The organism is Bartonella fuyuanensis (assembly GCF_014197255.1).
Taxonomy (GTDB): domain Bacteria; phylum Pseudomonadota; class Alphaproteobacteria; order Rhizobiales; family Rhizobiaceae; genus Bartonella; species Bartonella fuyuanensis.
Genome location: NZ_JACIFE010000002.1, coordinates 61,927 through 83,852 on the forward strand (window position 1 = coordinate 61,927; position 21,926 = coordinate 83,852).

At 36.4% G+C, this 21,926-nt stretch carries 20 protein-coding genes and 1 pseudogene; 9 read left to right on the plus strand and 12 right to left on the minus strand.

Going from position 1 to position 21,926, the window contains the following annotated elements; translation table 11 throughout:
• Window positions 1-362: 362 nt before the first annotated feature.
• The 5 genes from GGR08_RS01710 to rpsF all read right to left on the minus strand — a co-directional run bounded on the left by GGR08_RS01710 (window position 363) and on the right by rpsF (window position 4,848).
• Complete coding sequence (locus GGR08_RS01710; RefSeq protein ID WP_183193691.1) at window positions 363-1,853, minus strand: replicative DNA helicase; 1,491 nt, start codon at window positions 1,851-1,853, stop codon at window positions 363-365.
• 609 nt (window positions 1,854-2,462) lie between these two features.
• Entirely contained in the window at window positions 2,463-3,035 is a 573-nt protein-coding gene (gene rplI, locus GGR08_RS01715) for a 50S ribosomal protein L9 (protein WP_183193692.1), read from the minus strand.
• Between the two features lie 25 nt (window positions 3,036-3,060).
• Window positions 3,061-4,041 (minus strand): hypothetical protein, encoded by a 981-nt coding sequence (locus GGR08_RS01720; protein ID WP_183193693.1) that lies wholly within the window; start codon window positions 4,039-4,041, stop codon window positions 3,061-3,063.
• Window positions 4,042-4,192: 151 nt separating this feature from the next.
• A complete protein-coding gene (rpsR, locus tag GGR08_RS01725) occupies window positions 4,193-4,441 on the minus strand; it encodes a 30S ribosomal protein S18 (protein WP_183193780.1) in 249 nt (82 codons plus the stop codon).
• A complete protein-coding gene (rpsF, locus tag GGR08_RS01730) occupies window positions 4,441-4,848 on the minus strand; it encodes a 30S ribosomal protein S6 (RefSeq protein WP_183193694.1) in 408 nt (135 codons plus the stop codon). Before rpsF ends, rpsR begins: the two co-directional genes overlap by 1 nt.
• A 345-nt stretch (window positions 4,849-5,193) precedes the next feature.
• On the opposite strand from rpsF, the gene GGR08_RS01735 reads away from it, so the two are divergent.
• The 7 genes and pseudogenes from GGR08_RS01735 to gmk all read left to right on the plus strand — a co-directional run bounded on the left by GGR08_RS01735 (window position 5,194) and on the right by gmk (window position 11,607).
• Window positions 5,194-5,781, plus strand: a complete 588-nt coding sequence (locus tag GGR08_RS01735) for an undecaprenyl-diphosphatase (protein WP_183193695.1) — start codon at window positions 5,194-5,196, stop codon at window positions 5,779-5,781.
• A gap of 77 nt (window positions 5,782-5,858) precedes the next feature.
• On the plus strand, window positions 5,859-6,803 hold the full coding sequence (fabD, locus tag GGR08_RS01740; protein ID WP_183193696.1) for an ACP S-malonyltransferase: 945 nt from the start codon (window positions 5,859-5,861) through the stop codon (window positions 6,801-6,803).
• A 19-nt stretch (window positions 6,804-6,822) separates the two neighbouring features.
• Window positions 6,823-7,560 carry a 3-oxoacyl-[acyl-carrier-protein] reductase gene (gene fabG, locus GGR08_RS01745; RefSeq protein WP_183193697.1) on the plus strand — a complete coding sequence of 246 codons (738 nt, stop codon included), beginning with the start codon at window positions 6,823-6,825 and terminating at the stop codon, window positions 7,558-7,560.
• Between the two features lie 261 nt (window positions 7,561-7,821).
• Window positions 7,822-8,058 carry an acyl carrier protein gene (locus GGR08_RS01750; protein WP_183193698.1) on the plus strand — a complete coding sequence of 79 codons (237 nt, stop codon included), beginning with the start codon at window positions 7,822-7,824 and terminating at the stop codon, window positions 8,056-8,058.
• A 101-nt stretch (window positions 8,059-8,159) separates the two neighbouring features.
• Window positions 8,160-9,422: a beta-ketoacyl-ACP synthase II gene (fabF, locus tag GGR08_RS01755; RefSeq protein ID WP_183193699.1), complete on the plus strand. Its 1,263-nt coding sequence runs from the start codon at window positions 8,160-8,162 to the stop codon at window positions 9,420-9,422.
• A gap of 97 nt (window positions 9,423-9,519) precedes the next feature.
• Window positions 9,520-10,630 (plus strand): annotated as a pseudogene (gene mltG, locus GGR08_RS01760) (endolytic transglycosylase MltG).
• A 299-nt stretch (window positions 10,631-10,929) separates the two neighbouring features.
• Window positions 10,930-11,607: a guanylate kinase gene (gene gmk / locus GGR08_RS01765; protein WP_183193701.1), complete on the plus strand. Its 678-nt coding sequence runs from the start codon at window positions 10,930-10,932 to the stop codon at window positions 11,605-11,607.
• A 29-nt stretch (window positions 11,608-11,636) separates the two neighbouring features.
• Here the strand turns inward: gmk and rsmA are convergent, their stop codons facing one another.
• The 6 genes from rsmA to lptF all read right to left on the minus strand — a co-directional run bounded on the left by rsmA (window position 11,637) and on the right by lptF (window position 19,178).
• The gene (rsmA, locus tag GGR08_RS01770; protein ID WP_183193702.1) at window positions 11,637-12,467 is read right to left on the minus strand and encodes a 16S rRNA (adenine(1518)-N(6)/adenine(1519)-N(6))-dimethyltransferase RsmA; all 831 of its coding nucleotides are present in this window, start codon (window positions 12,465-12,467) and stop codon (window positions 11,637-11,639) included.
• Window positions 12,458-13,471, minus strand: a complete 1,014-nt coding sequence (gene pdxA / locus GGR08_RS01775; protein WP_183193703.1) for a 4-hydroxythreonine-4-phosphate dehydrogenase PdxA — start codon at window positions 13,469-13,471, stop codon at window positions 12,458-12,460. The genes rsmA and pdxA overlap by 10 nt, the downstream gene beginning before the upstream one ends.
• Window positions 13,471-14,427 carry a SurA N-terminal domain-containing protein gene (locus GGR08_RS01780; protein WP_183193704.1) on the minus strand — a complete coding sequence of 319 codons (957 nt, stop codon included), beginning with the start codon at window positions 14,425-14,427 and terminating at the stop codon, window positions 13,471-13,473. Before GGR08_RS01780 ends, pdxA begins: the two co-directional genes overlap by 1 nt.
• 102 nt (window positions 14,428-14,529) lie before the next feature.
• Complete coding sequence (locus tag GGR08_RS01785) at window positions 14,530-16,899, minus strand: LPS assembly protein LptD (protein ID WP_183193705.1); 2,370 nt, start codon at window positions 16,897-16,899, stop codon at window positions 14,530-14,532.
• A complete protein-coding gene (gene lptG / locus GGR08_RS01790) occupies window positions 16,900-17,991 on the minus strand; it encodes an LPS export ABC transporter permease LptG (RefSeq protein WP_183193706.1) in 1,092 nt (363 codons plus the stop codon).
• On the minus strand, window positions 17,988-19,178 hold the full coding sequence (gene lptF, locus GGR08_RS01795) for an LPS export ABC transporter permease LptF (RefSeq protein ID WP_183193707.1): 1,191 nt from the start codon (window positions 19,176-19,178) through the stop codon (window positions 17,988-17,990). The genes lptG and lptF overlap by 4 nt, the downstream gene beginning before the upstream one ends.
• Before the next feature lie 375 nt (window positions 19,179-19,553).
• Here lptF and GGR08_RS01800 point away from each other — a divergent pair, with 375 nt between their 5' ends.
• Both GGR08_RS01800 and GGR08_RS01805 read left to right on the plus strand, forming a co-directional pair.
• Window positions 19,554-20,000: a DNA polymerase III subunit chi gene (locus tag GGR08_RS01800; protein ID WP_183193708.1), complete on the plus strand. Its 447-nt coding sequence runs from the start codon at window positions 19,554-19,556 to the stop codon at window positions 19,998-20,000.
• A gap of 164 nt (window positions 20,001-20,164) precedes the next feature.
• Window positions 20,165-20,428 carry a hypothetical protein gene (locus tag GGR08_RS01805; protein WP_183193709.1) on the plus strand — a complete coding sequence of 88 codons (264 nt, stop codon included), beginning with the start codon at window positions 20,165-20,167 and terminating at the stop codon, window positions 20,426-20,428.
• Here the strand turns inward: GGR08_RS01805 and GGR08_RS01810 are convergent.
• Entirely contained in the window at window positions 20,425-21,714 is a 1,290-nt protein-coding gene (locus tag GGR08_RS01810) for an MFS transporter (protein ID WP_183193710.1), read from the minus strand. The genes GGR08_RS01805 and GGR08_RS01810 overlap by 4 nt on opposite strands.
• Between the last annotated feature and the right edge of the window lie 212 nt (window positions 21,715-21,926).

Consider the following 21,926-nt stretch of genomic DNA (forward strand, 5'->3'; position numbering starts at 1 on the left):
ATTTCATATGATAACTGTCCTTACATGACAGCAGTAATTATTTTCGAATTTCAAAATAGAAAATAAGTGTATTGTGAAGAAGAATTTTCGTAAAAGGAGGGATAATATGTTAAGATTTAAATTGGTGATGGATTTTAAATATATGTTCTCTGCTTAGAATATTAAGAGGTATATTATTACCTCCATATTATCAAGATGGGTATTAATCAAGAGCTTTTTAAACAGCGAATAATGACAATTAGAATCATTAAAAAAATTTTCTGTAAAGAAATTCTATTCTTTAACAAGCATTGCTTTTTTCTAATGAGAAGAATTTTCCCACAGGTTTGACAGATAAGAATATGGTTGCGTGTTATGATAGTTTAACCAATTTGCTCTGGAAGATAGCTGCCATCAGCCAGATCGCTAAAGCGTGTGAAATCCGATTGAAAGGCAAGCTGCACGATTCCTGTTGGTCCATGGCGTTGTTTTGCAATAATAACATCAGCTTTTCCAAAAGCTTTGTCCATTAATTCTTGCCATTTTGTGTGTTCAAGGCTTCCTACTTTGGGTTCTTCATTTTTGAGGTAGTATTCCTCACGATAAACGAACAGAACGATGTCGGCATCTTGCTCAATAGAACCAGATTCACGTAAATCTGAAAGTTGTGGACGTTTATCTGTTCGATTTTCGACTTGACGTGAAAGCTGTGACAGAGCAAGAATAGGAATATTCAATTCTTTAGCTAAAGCTTTGAGTCCCATAGTAATTTCTGTAATTTCTTGAACACGGTTTTCAGATGAACGCTTTGAGTTGCTTGTCATGAGTTGGATATAATCGATAATTAAAATATCCAAACCATGTTGTCGTTTGAGACGTCGTGCACGGGCAGCTAGCTGCGTAATTGATATTCCTCCAGTTTGATCAATATAAAGCGGTGCCTTTTGTAGTTGGTTCACCGCGCGAATAATTTTTGAAAATTGTTCATCTAAAATATTACCACGTCTAATATCAGAAGAAGAGACTTCTGTTTGTTCAGAAATAATACGGGTTGCAAGCTGTTCTGAGGACATTTCAAGTGAGAAAAAACCTACAATGCCTCCTTCATTTTCTTGGACGTTGCTATACTGATTATAAGCTTTAGCAATATTAAAGGCAATATTGGTAGCAAGTGAGGTTTTACCCATTCCAGGGCGTCCTGCAAGGATAATTAAGTCAGATGCTTGTAATCCTCCCATTTTTTCATCAAGTGTTTTAATATGGGTAGCTATCCCTGATAGTTGTGAAGAGCGCTTTTTCGCAGCACTTGCCATATCGATAGCTTTTTTGATGGCCTCATTAAAATTTTCGAATCCACTTCCATATTTTCCTTTTTCTGCTAGTTCAAATAACTGATTTTCAACAGTTTCAATTTGCTGGGTAGGTGTAAGCTCTACAGGAGCATCAAAGGCTGTATTAACAACTTGAGTTCCAATGTTAATTAAAGATCGGCGGATAAAAAGATCATAAATGACGCGTCCATAATCTTCGGCGTTAATAATAGTTACTGCCTCTGTAGCTAAGCGGACAACATATTGGTATACAGTAATATCTCCAATTTTTTCTTCAGCTGGAATATAGGGTTTGATGGTAACTGGATTTGCAAGTTTTCCTTTTTGGATAGTTTGAAATAAAATCTTATAGATTTTTTGATGTAAGAGTTCAAAAAAATGGTTTGGTTTTAGGAAGTCTGAAACGCGATCAAGTGCATCATTGTTAATAAGGATTGCTCCAAGCAATGCTTGCTCCGCTTCAATATTATACGGGAGTTGGCGAAAAGAAGAGGGATCTTCTCTTTTTGAAGAGCTGATATTAACAACGCTAGTTTCTTCCATAATATTTTTCCACTAAAATTTCAGCTTTAGCTACTTTAAGCGATAAATTGAAAGCTGTATATTCTAAAGAATAGAGCTAAAAATTTTTATTTTAAGTTAAAATCATATAATTTTTAAAAATTCTCTTTAAGTCGTTTATTCGTCATTAGTGTATTAATAACAGCTATTTTTTATATTTTTTATAATATATGATTTTAAAAATGCCAATTTTGGCGTTCTAAATTTAATTATTTCGAAGTTACTCGACCTTAAAATTTTAATGTTGGTGGAAGTAAAATTATTTCTTTTCATAATTGAAATTATTTCAGAGAACGTGAGGTGGTAATCAACTCACTGCTCATACAAATTTTACTTTTGGTAGAATCTTAAACGATTTTACTTCTATGCTAAAAAACAAGAAGCATTTTCTCTAATTGATATGATCATTTCTAGCATGCAATGCTTTATAGAATATATCTATAATTCTTTCATAAAATTGGATTCTTTATGTATAATAATCATAAAATACTCAATTTTAAGAAGTGAGTATTTTATGACCAGTGTTAAATGCAATAAAAAATACAAAAACAGAAAGAAAAAATAGAAATTAAGCTTTTTAATTAATATCGCTTATATCGTTGCATCAATTTCTTCTGTCAATAATTCCTCCTGACTTTCTTCTAATATTTCTTCTTGAATATTAGATATTTCTTCGGCAGAAGTGAGGATTTTGCCTTCTGCTTGGCGTTGTGCTTCGCTGGTGGAGCGCGCAACGTTAATAACCACAGAAATTTGAACTTCAGGATGTAGGCTAAGAGTAATAGTGTGAAGACCGATCACTTTTATTGGATGGTTAAGTTCAATTTGATTTCGCTCAATAGAAAAGCCTTGATCTGTTATGATTTCAGAAATATCACGCGTTGACACAGATCCATAAAGCTGCCCCGTTTCACCAGCAGAACGAACAACAATAAATGATTGACCATCAAGTTTTTCAGCAATTTTTTGCGCTTCGCTTTTACGTTCAAGGTTCCGTGCTTCAAGTTGTGTACGTTGTATCTCAAAATGTTTTTTATTAGCTTCGTTTGCGCGTAAAGCTTTACCTTGGGGCAAGAGAAAATTACGTGCATAACCATCTTTAACTGAGACAATATCACCCATCTGACCAAGACGAGGAATGCGCTCAAGTAGAATAATATCCATAGTTTTTCCTTTCGAACAAATAAATTTAGTAAAGTTTTTTGCGTGATTGAAAGTTGTGTTGGATAGTAGCCCAAATACCCATCAAAAGCATCATGAAAGAGATGGGTGGGGAAAAAACGACAGTTAAAATAGCAATGTAGACAAGAGAAAGTATAATAATCCGACCGTTTATTCCTTTTGTAATATTGTGAAGATATGCTAGACCACTAATTGATATAATGATAGTATACGCAGAGCTAAAAACGCGTGTACCCAAATTAAGAGAAGTGTTTAATTCAACCATTGACGCGATGGATACAACAATGAAAATAACAATTCCAGAAATTGGAAGACGGAAAGTTTTGCTCCAATCATCTCGAGGTCTTTTTAGCCACTTTAGATATCGGGCTGTTATCATTGAAAAATAAAGATTACCAATAAGAAAAATCAAACTATAAACTGTCAGAGCGATAGCTGCTAAAGTTGGAGCATGTGCCATTAAAAACTCACTAATAGCAAGTATATTGGCCTCTTTTAAGGATTGAGATTGCTGTAGAGTTTGTACTATATTTTCAGTGATTTTTTTTGCAACAAGTGTGGTATCTGGGCGGGTTTTTATATAGAGTCCAATGAAGGTCACTATAAGAGCAATAAAGTTAGTTAAATGAAAAATAATGGATGACAATGGGTACCATATCAGTGTGTTTTCTTTTTGTGCTGGTCGTGCAAGTCCAAGAAGCCAAGAGGCATAACAAGCAGGAAGAAAAGATAACAACATAAGATTAAGGGCAATGTAGATATTAGCAGCTATAGCAAGAATAATAGTAGCACTTATTAAGGCAATAAAGCTGGCAAATGTCCCTTGACCGAACGCAACAATAAAAATTGGCAATGAAAGAAAGCAGCCCAGAAGAAAAGAAAAATAAGGCGCAATATTTGCAACGCTGATGATTGCCATTCCTATCACAACAGCAAACAATCCCGCCAAAACACCGGTTAATATTTCATAGGTGCGATTTTTTTTCATGTATTGCTGTCCTGCTTTTTGCAGTTAGAGGTATATCAACACCTCAACTCTGACTGTTTAATAGCTTAACACAGTATATAATAAGCTATTTTTCTAAACCATACAAGAAAAGCAACTGGAAAGATTTTCCAGTTGCGTAGTGTTTGATAGTTTACTTTATAACATATGGAAGTAAGCCTAAAAAGCGAGCACGTTTGATAGCATTAGCTAATTCACGCTGTTTTTTTTGACTAACGGCTGTAATCCGCGAAGGAACAATCTTCCCACGTTCAGAGATATAACGTTGTAACAACTTGATATCTTTATAGTCAATTTTGGGAGCATTGGCTCCTGAAAAAGGACATGTTTTACGACGACGATGAAAGGGACGACGTACAGAGTTTTGATTAGTATCAGTCATCATTCTACCCCTTCTATAGTACTTTCACGTTGACGACGAGAGAAACGAAGACGTTCTTCATCATGACTAACGTGCCCATTGCGATCAAGGTGCGAGAGCATGGCAGATTTGTCTTTTTCGTGTCTTTCTACACGAATGGTCATGTAACGTAAAATATCCTCATTGATACGCATTTGACGTTCCATTTCAGTAATCGCTGTAGCTGGTGCATCAATATTGACCAATACATAATAAGCCTTACGGTTTTTACGAATACGATAAGCAAGAGGACGAAGTCCCCAGTTTTCTACACGCCCAACTTTGCCACCATGTGTTTCAATGACACCTTTGTAAAGACTCAAAAGTTCATCAACTTGCTGTGGTGTAATGTCTTGTCGGGCAAGGAACATATGTTCATAAAGAGCCATTGTTTTGCCTTTCTTCAATTAAACTTCACCGGTTTTAGCGCAAAGCCTCTGCGACTTGTCTTTTCGGGAAATCCAAAGAAGAAAGGACGCATTTACAATTTGAGACATCCGAGAGCGGAGATACGGGAGGCCGGAAACATTGTATTTCCTACTGATATTTTACAGCCCTCCGTTCAACCTCCAGCTAAAGTACCGGCAATGAACGTTTCACATTTACAGGTTATCTTTAAAAATAGCAAGTTTACGCACATAAAAAAATTGATTTATTAAATCTTGATATGTTTGCAGTATATTTTCCTCTTTTACAAAGAGATGGCGCTATAATACTATAAATGGGAGAGAGAAATGGATTCCTTAAATCAAATTGATGTTACACTCTTTAAAATGTTTGCCGGGAATCATCAATCTTGGTCGATTTTAGTTTTGTTTAGTATTTTTTGTGCAAAGTTTTTAATTTACGTTATTCCTCTCCATCTTTGTGTGTTGTGGTTTTATGGTAGAGAGAGGGAACGATGTGGAGTGCTAAGCATTTGCGTAAGCATTTGTGTTGCTCTTTTCATTGGTTATCTCATTTCTCTTTTTTATTTTCAGCCACGCCCGTTCGTTGTAGGTTTGACAACACCGCTGATTCAACATCGCGCAACAGCTTCTTTTCCTAGTAATCATGCCTTGACGATTGCAGCTTATACAGCTGGCTTTTATTTTTATCAATACAAAGTTGCTTTTAGATTTGCTATGATATTTCTATGCTTGATTTGTTGGGCGCGCGTCTTTGTGGGTGTACATTATCCCTTTGATATTTTGGCAGGCATAATTTTAGGAAGTTTCATAAGTTTGGGTGTTATTCAGTTTATAGCACCATATTTTCCTAGGTTTTTATATCAAATTCCACCTTTAAAATATAATTTTAAGAGAAAATTTCGTTTTAAATAAAGGGCTGTGTCTTGATTTGTGTGGATGAATAAGGTCAAAAGAAAATAATTTAATTGCACAATTTGAGGAGTCGATTAATGAGTGCTGCTTTTATTTTTCCAGGGCAAGGGAGTCAAATTGTTGGTATGGGGAAGGCGCTTACAAAACAATTTGTTGCGGCGCGGATGGTTTTCGAGGAAGTGGACGATGCTTTAGGTGAGAAATTATCAGAAATCATTTTTGAAGGACCAGCGGATGTTTTAACGTTAACAGCAAATGCACAACCAGCATTAATGGCAGTATCCATGGCTGTTATTCGTGTGATGGAACAATTAGGGCTTCATATAGAAAAGAAAGTAAAGTTTGTTGCTGGTCATTCTTTAGGGGAATATTCAGCCCTTTGTGCTGTTGGTACATTTAGTCTTGCAGATACGGCAAGGCTTTTGCGTGTTCGTGGCAATGCCATGCAGGCTGCTGTTGCTGTTGGTGAAGGTTCTATGGCAGCACTTATCGGTTTGGAAGAGCAAGTTGTGGAAGAAATTTGCGAAACTGTTTCTAGAGAAGGACTATGTCAAATTGCTAATGATAATGGTGGTGGGCAAATTGTTATTTCAGGTGAAGCAAAAGCAGTTGAGATGGCGGTAGAAATGGCATCAATAAAAGGTGCAAAACGGGCACTTCTTCTTCCGGTTTCTGCACCTTTTCATTCGTCGTTAATGCAACCCGCTGCTGATGCCATGAAGAAAGCACTTTTGACTGTTAGCAAAATACCTCCTATTATTCCTTTAATTGCCAATGTTTCTGTTGCACCAGAAAGTGATCCAGAGCGTATTGCTACTCTTCTTGTTCAACAAGTGACTGGGAGGGTGCGGTGGCGTGAAACGATAGAATGGATTGGTGTTAATGGGGTTGATACGCTTTTTGAAGTTGGTTCTGGAAAAGTGTTAACAGGTTTAACACGGCGTATTAACAAGGATATAAAGGGAGTAACAATTGGAACAGTTAATGAAATAGAAGCAGCGTTGGGGATGCTTGGCGTTTAATCTTTAAGGAGTTAAAAAAATGTTTAAATTGACGGGGCGCAAAGCGCTTGTAACCGGAGCATCAGGAGGAATTGGTGAGGCAATAGCACGGTGTTTCCATGCACAAGGGGCTATTGTTGGACTTCATGGAACACGTGAAGACAAGCTTAGAGAAGTAGCAGCAGAATTAGAACAGAATGTTTTTGTGTTTCCCGCTAATCTTTCTGAACGGCAAGCGATTAAGCAATTGGCTGAAGTTGCAGAAAGAGAAATGAATGGTGTTGATATTTTGGTTAACAATGCGGGAGTCGCTAGAGATGGTCTTTTGGTGCGTATGCAAGATAAAGATTGGGATGATGTTTTAGCAGTTAACCTAATAGCTGCTTCTTTTTTAACCCGTGAATTAACACATTCTATGATGCGTCGCCGTTACGGAAGGATTATTAACGTCACATCTGTTGTCGGTGTTATAGGAAATCCTGGGCAAACGAATTATTGTGCTGCAAAAGCAGGCTTGATAGGTTTTTCGAAAGCGTTAGCACAAGAAATTGCTTCGCGAAACATTACTGTTAATTGTATTGCACCAGGATTTATTAAATCTGCAATGACCGACAAGCTTAACGAAAAGCAAAAAGAAAATATTATGGCTGCGATTCCAATGAAGCGTATGGGGAGTGGGCAAGAAATAGCTGCTGCTGCTGTTTATTTAGCAAGCGATGAAGCGGCATATATGACAGGTCAAACACTCCATATCAATGGTGGAATGGTAATGATTTAAGTATTTTCTTTATTCAACATTGATTTATAATCCGTATTATTTTAGATAGTAGTGATTGAAATGGAAAGATGCATCTGTTTCTTTAAGATGGTCGTTAATCAATTGATATCGGAATGTCAAATTGGCTTATTTTGTAGGGATATCCACAGGATATTTTAAATCATTGCTAAAATCTTTTAAAGTGATGCATCTATTACTTGATTAGATGAGCCGATATAGTTAACCAAATTATAGGAAAAATATAAATTCGAGGATTTCAACATGAGTGATACAGTCGAGCGCGTTAAAAAAATTATTGTGGAACATCTTGGGGTTAATGCTGATAAAGTTGTAGAAAATGCAAGCTTTATCGATGATTTAGGGGCTGATAGCCTTGATACCGTTGAACTCGTTATGGCTTTTGAAGAAGAATTTGGTGTAGAAATCCCAGATGAAGTTGCAGAAACGATTTTCACAGTTGGTGATGCAGTCAAGTTCATTGATAAAGCTTCTGCATAATTATTAAAGGGCAAAGGCATAAATTGCTTTTGCCTAAATTCTGTGGATCTCTTTTGAACAGAGAGCCTTGAGAGGTGAAATTTAGTTCAAGGTTAGGAATTATGAGACGTGTTGTTGTTACTGGTTTAGGATTGGTATCTCCATTAGCTGGTAATGTTGAATGTTGTTGGAAACGACTTCTTGAAGGAAGAAGTGGTGTTCGGCGTATCACTGAATTTGATGTATCAGATTTGCCGTGCCAAATTGCTGCGCGTATCCCCTTGGGGGATGGAACAGAGGGTACATATAATGCTGATTTATATATGGAACCTAAAGAGCAACGTAAGGTTGATGCGTTTATTGTTTATGCAATGGCTGCTGCTAATCAAGCACTTACAGATGCTGAATGGTTTCCTAAGAGTGATGAAGATCAGGTTTGTACAGGTGTATTAATTGGATCGGGGATTGGGGGAATTGAAGGTATTGTTGAAGCTGGTTGTACTCTTCGTGATAAAGGTCCCCGTCGTGTTTCTCCTTTTTTTATTCCGGGTCGTTTGATTAATCTTGCTTCTGGTTATGTATCTATTCAATATGGTTTACGTGGTCCTAATCATTCAGTTGTAACGGCTTGTTCAACAGGGGCGCATGCGATCGGTGATGCAGCGCGCTTGATTATGTTCGGTGATGCAGATGTAATGGTGGCAGGGGGGACAGAATCTCCAATAAATCGAATATCTCTTGCAGGTTTTTCTGCTTGTAGAGCTCTTTCTACTTGTCGCAACAATGATCCTGAACGGGCATCGCGTCCTTATGATGCTGATCGTGATGGTTTTGTGATGGGTGAAGGAGCGGCGATTATTGTTTTAGAAGAGCTGGAACATGCAAAAAAGAGGGGAGTGCGGATTTATGCTGAAGTTATTGGCTATGGTTTATCTGGTGATGCTTACCACATTACAGCGCCTTCAGAAAGTGGGGAGGGTGCGCAGCGTAGTATGATGGCTGCTCTTGAGCGTGCACAAGTGAATGTGAGTGAACTTGATTATATTAATGCTCATGGTACATCAACGATGGCTGATTCCATAGAGCTAGCGGCTGTTGAACGTGTTTTAGGGAGTTATGCTCCACAAGTTTCTATGTCATCAACGAAGTCATCTATCGGGCATTTGCTTGGTGCTGCTGGTGCTGCTGAGGCTATTTTTTGTATTTTAGCTATACGGGATAATATAGCTCCAGCGACGCTTAATCTTGATAATCCAGCGGTTGAAACAAAAATTGATCTTGTGCCACATAAACCACGTGAACGAAAAATTGATACGGTTCTTTCCAATTCTTTTGGATTTGGTGGAACAAATGCATCTTTGGTAATGCAACGTTTTAGAGAATAATAAGTATTCTTATTTAATTTCTACTTCTAAGTTTTCAATTTTATTATAAAGTGAATGAGCACTTATAAGATTGTACTTGAATCGCTATTGAAGGGTTATTTCCAATGTGAAAAATAGGAAATTACTAAAGGACAGAGCAAATCCTTCTTTGAAATCATTTAGCAGATAATCATAACATGTTAATACATAAAAAAACGAGTAAATCGTCTATTGTCCGTAATCCTTTGGTTATTTTCAGTCATATTTTTCTCATGCTGATTGTGATTGTTCTTTTCGGCATAAGTATTCTTCTTTATATTGGAAAAAGCATTTTTGAGGAAAAGGGAAAAATTGAGCAAGAACAAGTTATTCTTATCCATCCTGGTATGGGAATTCGTGAAATTGCTTTATTATTAGAAAAACGAGGTTTCATTCGATCACCAGATATTTTTGTTTACGGGGTGGGTTATTATCAAAAAACGGCTCACTTGAAGGCTGGTGAATATTTAATTCCAGCACATGCTTCTATGCAAGATATTATGGATATTCTTGTGAAGGGAAAATCCATTGAGTATACATTTACAGCACCAGAAGGTTTAACGGTTCAGCAAATTTTCGATCGATTAGCGGAGAATGAGATTTTGATTGGAGATCTTCCAAAGACTTTGCCTCCAGAGGGCTACTTGTTGACGGATACGGTTCGTTTTGTTCGGGGGACAACGCGTAAAGAAATTGTAAATAGATTGCGTAAGGGACAGGAAAAATTAATTCACGCTATATGGGCGACGCGTTCACCTGATTTACCTATTAAATCAATTGATGAATTTGTTATTTTGGCCTCAATTGTTGAAAAAGAAGCAAGAACTGCAGTAGATAGACCAATGGTTGCTGCGGTGTTTTATAACCGCCTTGCAAAGCGTATGCGTCTTCAATCGGATCCAACGGTAATTTATGGTCTTTTTGGGGGAAAAGGGAAGCCATCTGGTCGTGCAATTTACCGTTCAGATCTTGAGAAAGAGACACCATATAATACTTATAAAGTTACTGGTTTGCCACCAACAGCGATTACAAATCCAGGTCGGGATTCTTTGAAAGCAGTGGCTCAGCCATCAAACAGTGATGTGCTTTATTTTGTTGCTGATGGTTCAGGAGGACATGTTTTTTCTAGAACCTTAGAGGAACATAATATGAATGTTCGCAAGTGGAGAGAATTAAAGGCAAGACATTGATTGATGATAACGCATCTTTTTGCATCGTGAAATAAGAACCTAAGATATAGTAAAATTTTTCTATTTAAATTTTTGTATGAAAATTATAAAAAATCATTTTCTTGTATGTTACAAGTAGGCTTAACGTATGGATAGAAATATTTAAGAAAGAAGTAAATATACTACTGATAAATTATCTCAATAGAAGAATAGAGTGACATTGAGAGCTACTAAAGCAAATACATTTGATTGTGAGACAAATTGAGTTAATGTATTATTCAAATTGTGAAGAAAATTTATAAATAAAGTAGAGCGGCGTGATGACAGTCTTTGAAAGTAAAGTAAATGCTATAAAAACAAATCAACGTCGGGGTTTTTTATTTATTCTTTCGTCACCTTCAGGTGCTGGTAAATCAACAATTTCTCGATTACTTCTAAAGGATGGGCAATTAGAGCTTTCTGTAAGTGTAACCACAAGGAAGAGGCGTCCCAGTGAAGTAGAAGGACTCCATTATCACTTTATTTCAAAGGAAGAGTTTGAATATAAGTGTGATAGAGATGAATTTATTGAATGGGCGGAAGTTCACGGGAATTATTATGGTACTTTACGTGAAACTGTTGAAAATGCATTGAGTGCTGGTCATGATATGTTATTTGATATTGATTATCAAGGTACCGAACAACTGCAAAAAAAAATGTTAGGAGATACTGTATCTGTTTTTATCCTTCCACCATCAATGAAAGAACTTGTTTCGCGTTTACATCGTCGAGCAGAAGATAATCAAGATATCATCAATTTACGATTGCAAAATGCACAAACGGAGTTAAAGCATTGGCGTTCTTATGATTATGTTGTGATTAACGAAGATTTAGATCAATCTTTATCTTTTATTAAATCAATTTATTTAGCTGAAACCGTAAAACGCGAGCGTTGTACTTTTCTTGGTTCTTTTGTTGATGGACTTATTGCTGAAAAAATTGATAAATACCTTTATTAAAAAAGAGTGTAGGGAAAAAAGTGCACTTTTTAGAGCATTAGATGCGCTAAAGTTACAAATTCTGAAACCGAGAGCGTTTCAGCACGGCGTGTTCCATCGATTCCAGCTTTTTCTAACAGCACTTCACCGCCAAGAGTTTTAAGATTTTGACGAAGCATTTTTCGTCTTTGTCCAAAAGCAATTTTTGTAACGAGACTTAGTTTTTGAGCAGAGCAGGAAAGAGGTTGTGTTCGCGGAATAATATGAACAACGGAAGAAGTTACTTTAGGCGCAGGTATGAAAGCTTGAGGAGGCACATCAAAAGCAATTTTAGCAATGGTACGCCAGCCAGTTAGAACACTAAGGCGCCCATAGTGAGCAGATTGAGGTTTGGCCGTAATCCGTTTGGCTACTTCACGCTGAAACATCAATGTCATTGATTCATAAAAAGGAGGCCATGGTTCGGTCAAAAGCCAATTCAATAAGAGTTGTGTTCCAATATTGTAGGGAAGATTTGCAATAATGCGAGGTTTTTCTGAGCTTGTTTCAAAAAGTTTTGAGAAATCTTGCCTCAGAGCATCATTACAAATAAGTTTTAATTTTTGAGGATAGTGTTTTTCTATTTCTAAGAGAGCTGGTATACAGCGTTTATCGCGTTCTATTGCTGTTACAATGGCGCCTTTTGCCAGTAAGGCACGTGTAAGACCTCCAGGACCTGGCCCAACTTCAATAACAGTTTTTCCTTCTATATTTCCTGCTTGATGAACAATTTTAGAGGTTAAATTAAGATCAAGAAGGAAATTTTGCCCCAAAGATTTTTGTGCTTGTAATCCATATATATCAATGATTTCACGCAGAGGAGGGAGATTATCTATTGGCATGGTATCAAACTATTTTTTGCAAGTTGATTTGCAAGTTTAAGAGCAGCAATAAAGCTTTCGGGAGAAGCTATACCTTTATCAGCAATATCAAAAGCAGTTCCGTGATCTGGAGATGTACGAATAAAAGGTAGACCTAATGTGATATTAACAGTGGTATCAAAGTCTAATGTTTTAACAGGGATAAGGGCTTGATCATGATACATGCAAAGAGCAACATCGTATGTCTTTCTTGCGCATTCGTGGAACATTGTATCAGCAGGAAGCGGGCCTGTAATATTAAGTCCTTTATTTTTAAGATATTTAATAGTGGGAGTGATAACTTCCATATCTTCTGTTCCCATTGCACCTTCTTCTCCAGCATGAGGATTAAGACCAGCAACAGCTAGTCGGGGTGATGTTATTTTAAACCGCGTTTTTAAGTCATGTGCCGTAATGAATGCTGTTTGAATGATTAAATAAGGGGTAAGTTGTGAAGGAACATCTTTGAATGGCGTATGAACAGTAATTGGCACCGTTTTTAATCTAGGTCCTGCTAACATCATAACTGGATGATAATACTTATGAAAAGCTTTATGTGCCAAATCAGCTAAAAATTCTGTATGACCTGGAAATTGAAAACCAGCATCATAAAGATTCTTTTTTGCAATAGGGCAAGTGATAAGTGCACATGCATGGCCACTTTGAATTAATTGAACACTGCGTTGAATTGCTTCAATGATTCCAGCAGCATTATTCAATGAAGGTATTCCTAATTGATCACTTTGTTTATTTTTTAATGGTAAGATAGGAAGAGCGTTTTGAAAGTTTTTTACGGGGTTATTGATTAAAACAGATTCTACTTCAACATCAATTTGTAAAAAACGAGCACGTGAACGAATAACACTTGGATCAGCAAGAAGCACAAAAGGTGGGATTTGGCGTGTAACACGCAAATTCCACGCTTTTAATACTATTTCAGGACCAATTCCGGCGGGATCACCACCGCTAACAACAAGAGCAGCCATTATGAATTTTGAATACGCGCTACTCGTCGCAGTTCTTCCAAATATTTTTTGCTTAATTCTTCAAGTTTTTGCGGGCTACTTTTTTTACTGTCTTGAAGCGAAAATAACAACCGAGCAACATAATCATCAGAAACTCTTTTTATTTTGCAGACAGCAATTGCTTCGATTCCATCAGATGTTTCTTGGAATGTTGTCATTTTTCCAGCAGGTGTTGCAAGAATAGCTTGTTCCCATGCACTGGGAAGTTGGGGCTCTAGAAATTTTCCTAAATGGCGGATAGTAACGTCTAAAATACCTCTTGCTTGATTGTGAGAATTTGCACATCCATGGAAATGTGCGCGGAAATTCTTTGCTTCTCTTTGGCGCCTTTCAAAGATTTCTGAACGACGATGTGCAGGAATAACGAAAATAATTCGCTGTAATGTATATTCGTTAGTGGAAGGTTTTACACCACCATTTTTTAAGATTCTACGTACAGCATCTTGTTCAGTAACTATATTAGTTTGAGCTTGGTAGCGTGCGTTTACAAGACGCCCCCATCCTATTTGTCCACGGATGTAATCTTTAAAGTGTTGCACAGTGATATCATTCTGGATCAGAATCTGATTGAGTTGATCAATCGTCATATTATTTTGCGTTGCAAAGTTCTCAAAAGCTCTATCAACTTCATCATTGCTTACCTCAACATTACGGCGTTTAATCTCAATATTTTTCAACTTTTCGTCGATAAGCTCTTTTTTAGCTTGTACCACCAAATTGCCTTGCTTTTGTTGTAATTTAAGAAAAGCAAGGCGTCTTTGTAGATCATAGTTTGTAATAGGGTTGCCATTAACTGTAATAACAATAGTAGTTTGCGCAAAAACTGCTGAAATCAAAAATTCATTTACTAGCAGGATGTTTACGCTCAAAGGTGCAATACAAAATAAAGCAAGAAGACGCTTTTTAAATTTATTCATGTAAATAGGCTTTCGCATTGTTTATTAATTTTCATCAACAACTTTAAATATACGTTTTCTTTCATAAAAACAATGATAAGTTAAATTACTTATACATTCCCTTTATAAATTCGAATCTATCTTTTTTCCAATATCTGCAATTGTACGTAATGAAAAAGAGAAATTAAAGTTTTGCAAAGGTGTTTTTTTCCCTGGATTCGTTACTTGTTGATAACCAAATGTTAGCCCGAAGCATTCATCTGTATAATTCAAGCTAATCCCTCGTTTTATAAATGTACCAGATACTAAATCATAACCAGTGTTGCTATTAATGGACCAATAGTCTGCTAGTTTAAAGCCAGTTTGAAAAGAAATTTCTTGGCGCTCTTTGGGATATTCATAAGATGGTTGGCTTGTGATATAAGCATATTGCACAGATGCCCAAAAATTTTTCCATTTTTGTGATGCTTCGATTTCACTACGGCGAATCTTTCCTGTTTTTTTGTCAAAGCGTCCTCGCGTTTCTAAGGAAAAACCACTTTTATGGTTTGTACCAAACATGGCAACATAGTCTGAACGTTTTGCTTCGAGGCTAGAGTGAATGCCTACATTAACAAAGTCTTGCTCTGCAAAAGAATTCTTTCCTGCTAAATGAAAAGATTGTCCAAGAAGGCCATAAAGAGACCAATTATCGTCAAAGTTTCCAGAATATCTTAGACCTAGATTGGCTCTTGTGCCACCTTCTACACGATCATAACCAGAAAATTTATCCCGTTGAAAGAGCGTAGTTGCATCAAAGACGAAGCTTTGTGCATCTTCATTAGGAATTTGTCCGATATATTGTTCATTATTGCGTATAAAAATTTGGGCGGTTGGTTCGATAATATGCGTAGAATAATTAGCTGTAATGAGAAAGGGATAGCGTAGTTCCAACCCTGCTGTTGCCATGCTACGAATTGTTGAACCACGAATTGTAAATAAGGCATTGTTTTTTATAAAATCTGCGTGATCTTCGTGTACATTAGTTGTAATGATATCGGTCCGTAGAGAAAGAAGGGGGGTTAAGATGAGTCCATTGTGCGTGTTGAATCGTTTTTTCCATAGAATCTCGTTTGTTAAACGCAAACTATTTCCAGCCATCCCAGAAAGTCTTACTAAGTTGAGGGGAGTTCCATTTCGGTCGGTAGAACTGAAGTCAGCATGATGACGATAAATTGATTGCATATTACTATGGAAGGTAAGCTCTCCGTTAGAAATGGGGTCAGCTGGTGTAAAAGAATAATCGATTCGTGGTAGGACCCACCCTTGCCGAGAATGACGTTCATAATGAGGATCACTCAAGACTGAATCTTGAATTTGAAAATGATAAAAACGCATATCAAAATAGTTTTTTTCTGCAAGACCATTCAGATAGATCTGAGAAAGTTGTGTGGGATTGCTATAGTTTTCGAGTTTATACGCACGACTAAAATGCCGGTCGGATTGTGCAAGAATATCCCATCCATAAGTCCAGTGTGAATTAATACGAAAGTCTCCCTTTGTTGCCAGCATATAACGGTTTTTATACTGTGCATCAATCGTATCATTATCAAATCTATGTGGTTTCATTTGATATACATGAGCAAAGCGAATATTATAACGGCCCGTTTTTAAACGTTGACGCCATTCTCCTTCGGTTAAAAGTCCTTGTTGAGTATAAACCGTAGAGGAAAGGGTAAAATCATAATGGGGGGCGAGATTCCAGAAATAAGAATTCTTTAGCCCTATACCAAGATAATCAGTATAAAAAAAATGGGGAGTAAGCAGACCGCTAGCACGCTTGACGGTTGGATCATAGAGTTCAAAATTTGGAAATTTTATAATCGGGATACCAAAAATTTCAAAACTGCTATTTTCAAACAGAATTTTTTTAACGCTATTATTCCATATGATTTTTCTTGCTTTAATTTTCCACAGGACGTTTTTATCGGGGTTATAAGAGCAAGGTTCGCAGGCTGTATAGGTTGCATTTTCAAAAATGGTTATCTGATTGTTTTTGCGTGTAGCATTTTGGGCTGCAAAGTGAACATTATTGGCTGTATCAATACGTAAGGCGTTTACAAAACCCTCGCCAAGATCTTTGGTCATATCAATTTGATTGGAATAAATTTTATGACCATCTTTTTGAGTAATTTCAACGTTCCCTTTCGCTATAAGCCGTCCTGTTTTTTGATTATAAATAATTTTTTGAGCGGTAACTTTATTGCCATCATATTCGATTTGGACATTACCTTGGGCAGAAACAGTGTTTTCATCACGATTGTAGATGAGTTCATTCGCAGAGAGCAAAAGAGGACGTTCTGGATTTTGAATGCGACCTAGAGAAGAAGACATAAGGCTTTGAGCGTGAACACAATAAGGTAAAATTCCCCCTAAAATACCCCCCATAACACTCTTAAAAGCGAGAGCACTTAACTTTTTTAAAATAATTTTCTTACGTATTAATGCTTTCACTTAGCTATCCTCTTTATGGAGTAAAAAAGAGATTCCCAAAAATAATGCAATAACAACAGGTGTCCAAGCTGCAATAATTGGTGGAATATATCCAGCATTACCAAAAGCTTGGACAAGGACAGAAATAACATAAAATATAAACCCTGCTATGATGCCACCAAGAATTAATGTTTTAGATTGTCCAAAACGTGTAAAATTTAAAGATACAGTCGCTGCAATGAGAGTCATTGCCACAAGCAAGGCTGGTAATGCAATCAAAGATTGTAAATACATGTCAAAATTATTAGCAGAATAACCAAATGAACGTGCAATCATAATTTTTTTTGGCAATTGATAAAATGAAATAGTCGCGGGATTCACTAATCGTTCCGTTAAAAATTCAGGTTTTAGATTGGTTTTTATCTTCATCATGGTAAATTTTTCAGGAGGATGCCCGATTTTATAGATTGTTCCATTTGTTAATAGCCAAGCGTCATTGGTTAATGTTGCTTTTGGAGCGTTAATCCAATTTTTGATGGTTGCATTGTCTGTGTATTGTACAAAGGTTGCATCGAGAAGAGTAAGTCCTTGATCAGTGATAAATTTAGCACCAATGGTTGTTCTGCCTAAATTTGTACGCTGTGTTAACCAATGAATACGTGGATTCTGAAGGGGTGTTAGTACATTATTATTGCGCCATTCAGTTATCATTTTTTCTGCTTGAGAAAATCCCCATGCAGCAAGTGGATTGATCACAAGAATTGAAAATAATCCCAAAAGCAAAGCTCCTAAACAAGCTGGCATAAGAAATTGCCATGCAGAAACACCGATTGAACGAGTCACCACAAGTTCAAGTTTTTTGTTAAGCGAGGTAAGCGTTGCCATTGCAGAAAAGAGTGCGATAAAAGGGACAAGTTGTTGCATGATAAAAGGGATGCGTAAGACAGAGAGGAGAAATGAATTTTTTGCTGTATAATGCGGAAAAGAGGATAGCCTACCGGAATTTTCTGTAAAATCGATTAAAAGAGCAAGAATGAAAATGCTACCCCAAAAATAACAAGTTATTTTAAGGTAACGGATAAAAAAATATCGTCCAAGTGTCCACCCAATCATGGTATATTATCCGACCAGTCTTGAGATTTTCGATGTTTAAATTTATTTATTATTTTTTGAAAAACGATTTGAAGAACCTCATTAAGTTTTGTGGGGATTTCAATTTTATGATTGGTTAAAAGCATAAAAAGGACAAATATACTTGTTCCTATGGGCGTAATGTAAAGGAGAGGAACGTATTCAAGATCGTTTTTTGCTTTTTCAGCAAAAAAATACCCGATCCAATACACTAAACAAGAAAGGGCAATTGCGGAAAAATTAGCGCAATGACGTGCTTGTCGATGTGAGCATACGTGTCCTGCCGTTGCTAATGCAATAAGTGAAAAAACGATTGGGTAGAGCCATTGTGTTAGTCTACGGTGAAATTCAGCTCTATATTGGAGTGGTTTTCGTTGATAGTAGGAATCTTTTGGGTCAGGATTTTGTAAATAAGAGAGAGACCGATCTTTGGGATAAAGAGTGGGTGTTTTATCACTAGGGATAAATTCTCCTAAGCTAAAGGTATAGGAGCTAAATTGAACGATTGAAACGCTGTTGTTTTGATGATTGATTCTTTCTATTTCGCCGTTATTGAGAATTAAAAAACAGCCGTTTTGATTATTTATAATTGATGCTTTTGTTGCATAATAAAAAAGATCAGTCTTAGGATCACGCTGGTCGGCAATGAAAAGACGTTCAAGTGTTCCATTTGGATTCCGTTCGCCAATTTCTATGTAAAGGTTATTAGCGAGTGTTTGAAAGCTCCCTTCACTGATGAAAAGATTAATAAGATCAAAATGGGCATTTGCTAGCATTTGCCGCATATGAAGACGCGCTTGAGGAACGACAAAATTAGCTATAGAAAAGGAGATACATGATGCAACAATAGCAAGAAGAAGAATAGGTTTCCAAATAGTCCTCCTAGGAAAACCGGAAGCATTGATGACAGCAAGTTCTGAGTCTTGATTCATTGCTGAAAGGGTAGTTGTGGTTGCGATCACTAATGCAAATGGAATGACAAGAAAAATAATAGAAGGAACCAATGAGAGTGAAAATTGTAAGACTGTGAGGAGTGTTTGTTTACTTGTTGTGAGAAAATTTATCCGTGCGAGAATTTGTACTGTCCAACTAACGCTTACTGCTGCAATCATGACAGAACTAAACAAAACAAAGAGGCGTTTTAGGATGTAAAACTCAATAATGCACATAAATTGGGGAACATCCTCAATCTTTAATTCGGTAGCAAATACTCTATACTGCTTTCAGTTAAAATGTTATAAAATAGCTTTCTTATGGATTACACATTTTTACCAGATAACATTAAACTACCATGAAGTTTTCTCTTTTCTAGAATATTATATTTTATTTTTAACTATAGTCTATAAAGAATCTAGAAAATAACTTAAAATCTTTATGAATATGTGAACAACTGTTTTTTGTCTTTTAAATAAAACATGCAAAAATATAATGCATTTTAATCAGGAAGAGGTTTATGTCTTGAGCTGTTGCTTTTGTGTTAAGAATATAGAAGTTTTTCTAAAAAGATGTTAGCTTTTTTCAAAGAGTAATGAGGATTTAAGAGTTTGGATATTTTATTCTATCATTTGACACAGTCAACGCTGAAAGATGTTTTGCCGACGCTTGTAGAACGTGCGTTGGTTCGTTTTGGGAAAGTAACAATACAGTGTGTGAGTGAAGAACAACGCGATTCTATGGATATACATTTATGGGTTTATGCTGATGAATCATTTATTGGACATGGAACTGAGTGTGATCAATATTCAAATTTTCAGCCTGTATTTCTTACTACAGGACAAGAAAATCCGAATGATTCAAAGATTCGTTTTCTCATAGAAGGGGCTGTTTGTTTGGATATTGATGCTTATCAACGGCTTGTTGTGATATTTGATGGGAAAAGTGATGAGCAGTTGAAGCTCGTTCGTGCACAGTGGAAAAAATATAAAATGGAAAATCGTAATTTAACATATTGGCAGCAAACTGAAGATCGTTATTGGGAAAAACAGGTTTAATGTGTCTCATATCTGCTTTTCTGATTTTTATAGGATTGATAGGAATAGTAAATCCAGCACTTTTTATTGCGAAAAGATTAGGGCGAGGGCGGTGGATTTTTATTGTGATTTTTCTTTTAGGCATGCTAAAAATATACTCTATAATAAAAAAATGAAACAGCACGATGATGATTGATCGGATTTTGCTTGTTTTATGGGCTGTGATGTTGGCTTTTTTGTGTGTTTCGTGGTTGGGGACAACGCATATCTTATCGCGGGTATTTTCTATTGCTTATATGAGCGATGTTGTAGATTTTTTATTTTTCTTTTTGAGTGTATTGTTTGCAGGAATATTATGGTGGAAAATACCTCATCCTATGCCTTTAAAAATGAAACTGGCAGCATTTTTGCTGCCAGTCCTTATTTCATTCTTCTTTATTATATTTTAGTTGGATATTTCATCGTCTGTAAATTTGATGAAGCAAATTAATGAAATAAAAGAAGCAAAAAGCAAGTAATAGCCGATATAAGACGTATCGAAATGCTGCACCAAATATTCTGCAATATAAGGCGCGAGAGATGCCCCTACGATAGCAGATAAGTTGAAAGTAATAGAAGAACCAGTATATCGAATTTCTACTGGGTATGGAGAAGCCAAAACAGCACCAAGAGGACTGTATATCATTCCCATGATAGATAAACCAATGACAGACATTGCAAGGACTCCTATAACTCCAGAATTCAAGAAATAAGGAATTGCAAAAGAATAGATACCGATGATGATAGTAATCCAAATCATCAAAGTTCTACGTTTAATATGATCAGCAAGTCTTCCAGTAATGACAGTAAAAAAACCACAGAAAACAGCACCGATAATTTCAATTTGAAGAGCTTTATGAAATGGCAATTGCAAATGGTTTGTTGAATAGCTTAACAAATATGTAGTGACCAAGTAAAACAGAACAAAAGTTGCCATACCAGAAAATATCCCAAGAAATAGGATTCTTGGACATTTTAAAAAAACATCGATGATAGGAACTTTGACATGTTCTTTACTTTCAAGAGTTTTTTGGAATTGAACAGTTTCATTGATTGAAAGGCGGACCCATAGTCCTATAATCATAAAAACAACCGAAGCAAGAAAAGGAATGCGCCAACCCCAAGCTAAAAGTGCACTACGATCAAGGAAATGCAACAGACCTAGATAAACAGCAATAGATAAAAACAAACCGATTGGAACACCCAATTGAGGGAACATCGCATACCAGCCGCGCTTTTCTGGAGGAGCATTTTCTGTTGCAAGCAAAACAGCTCCCCCCCATTCTCCTCCTAATCCCATTCCTTGTCCAATACGGCACAAGGCTAAGAGGAAAGGGGCAAACCATCCAGCTGTTTCATACGTGGGAAGAAAACCAATAATAACTGTTGAAAGACCCATTGTGAGAAGGGAAGCGATAAGTGTTGCTTTCCTGCCAATTTTATCTCCAAAATGTCCAAAAACAATTGATCCAAAGGGGCGAGCAAAAAAGGCTACTCCAAAGATCAGAAAAGATTGTAAAATGGCAATCTGATCATTTTGTGTTGGGAAAAATATATAAGGAAATACGAGAGCCGCAGCAGTGCCAAAGACGTAGAAATCAAAGAATTCAATTGTTGGGCCAATAAGGCTTGCAAACAAAATACGACGAGAGGAATTTCTGTTGCTTGTACCTTGCATTGCTAAGTTTGTAGACATGAATAAAATGTCCCTTTCAGTATATGGAAAATCAAATGTTGAATCAACTGAATGTAATTATAAAAATTTTAAATCAGTGTCGAGTCAATTATACTAGAATAATGATTATGGACTGATGCACATGAATTAAGTGTTCTATAGATTATCCAAATTGAATAGAATAAAAACGCTATTTTAATGCTATAGAAGATGGAAATAGGTAGCCAGAAACG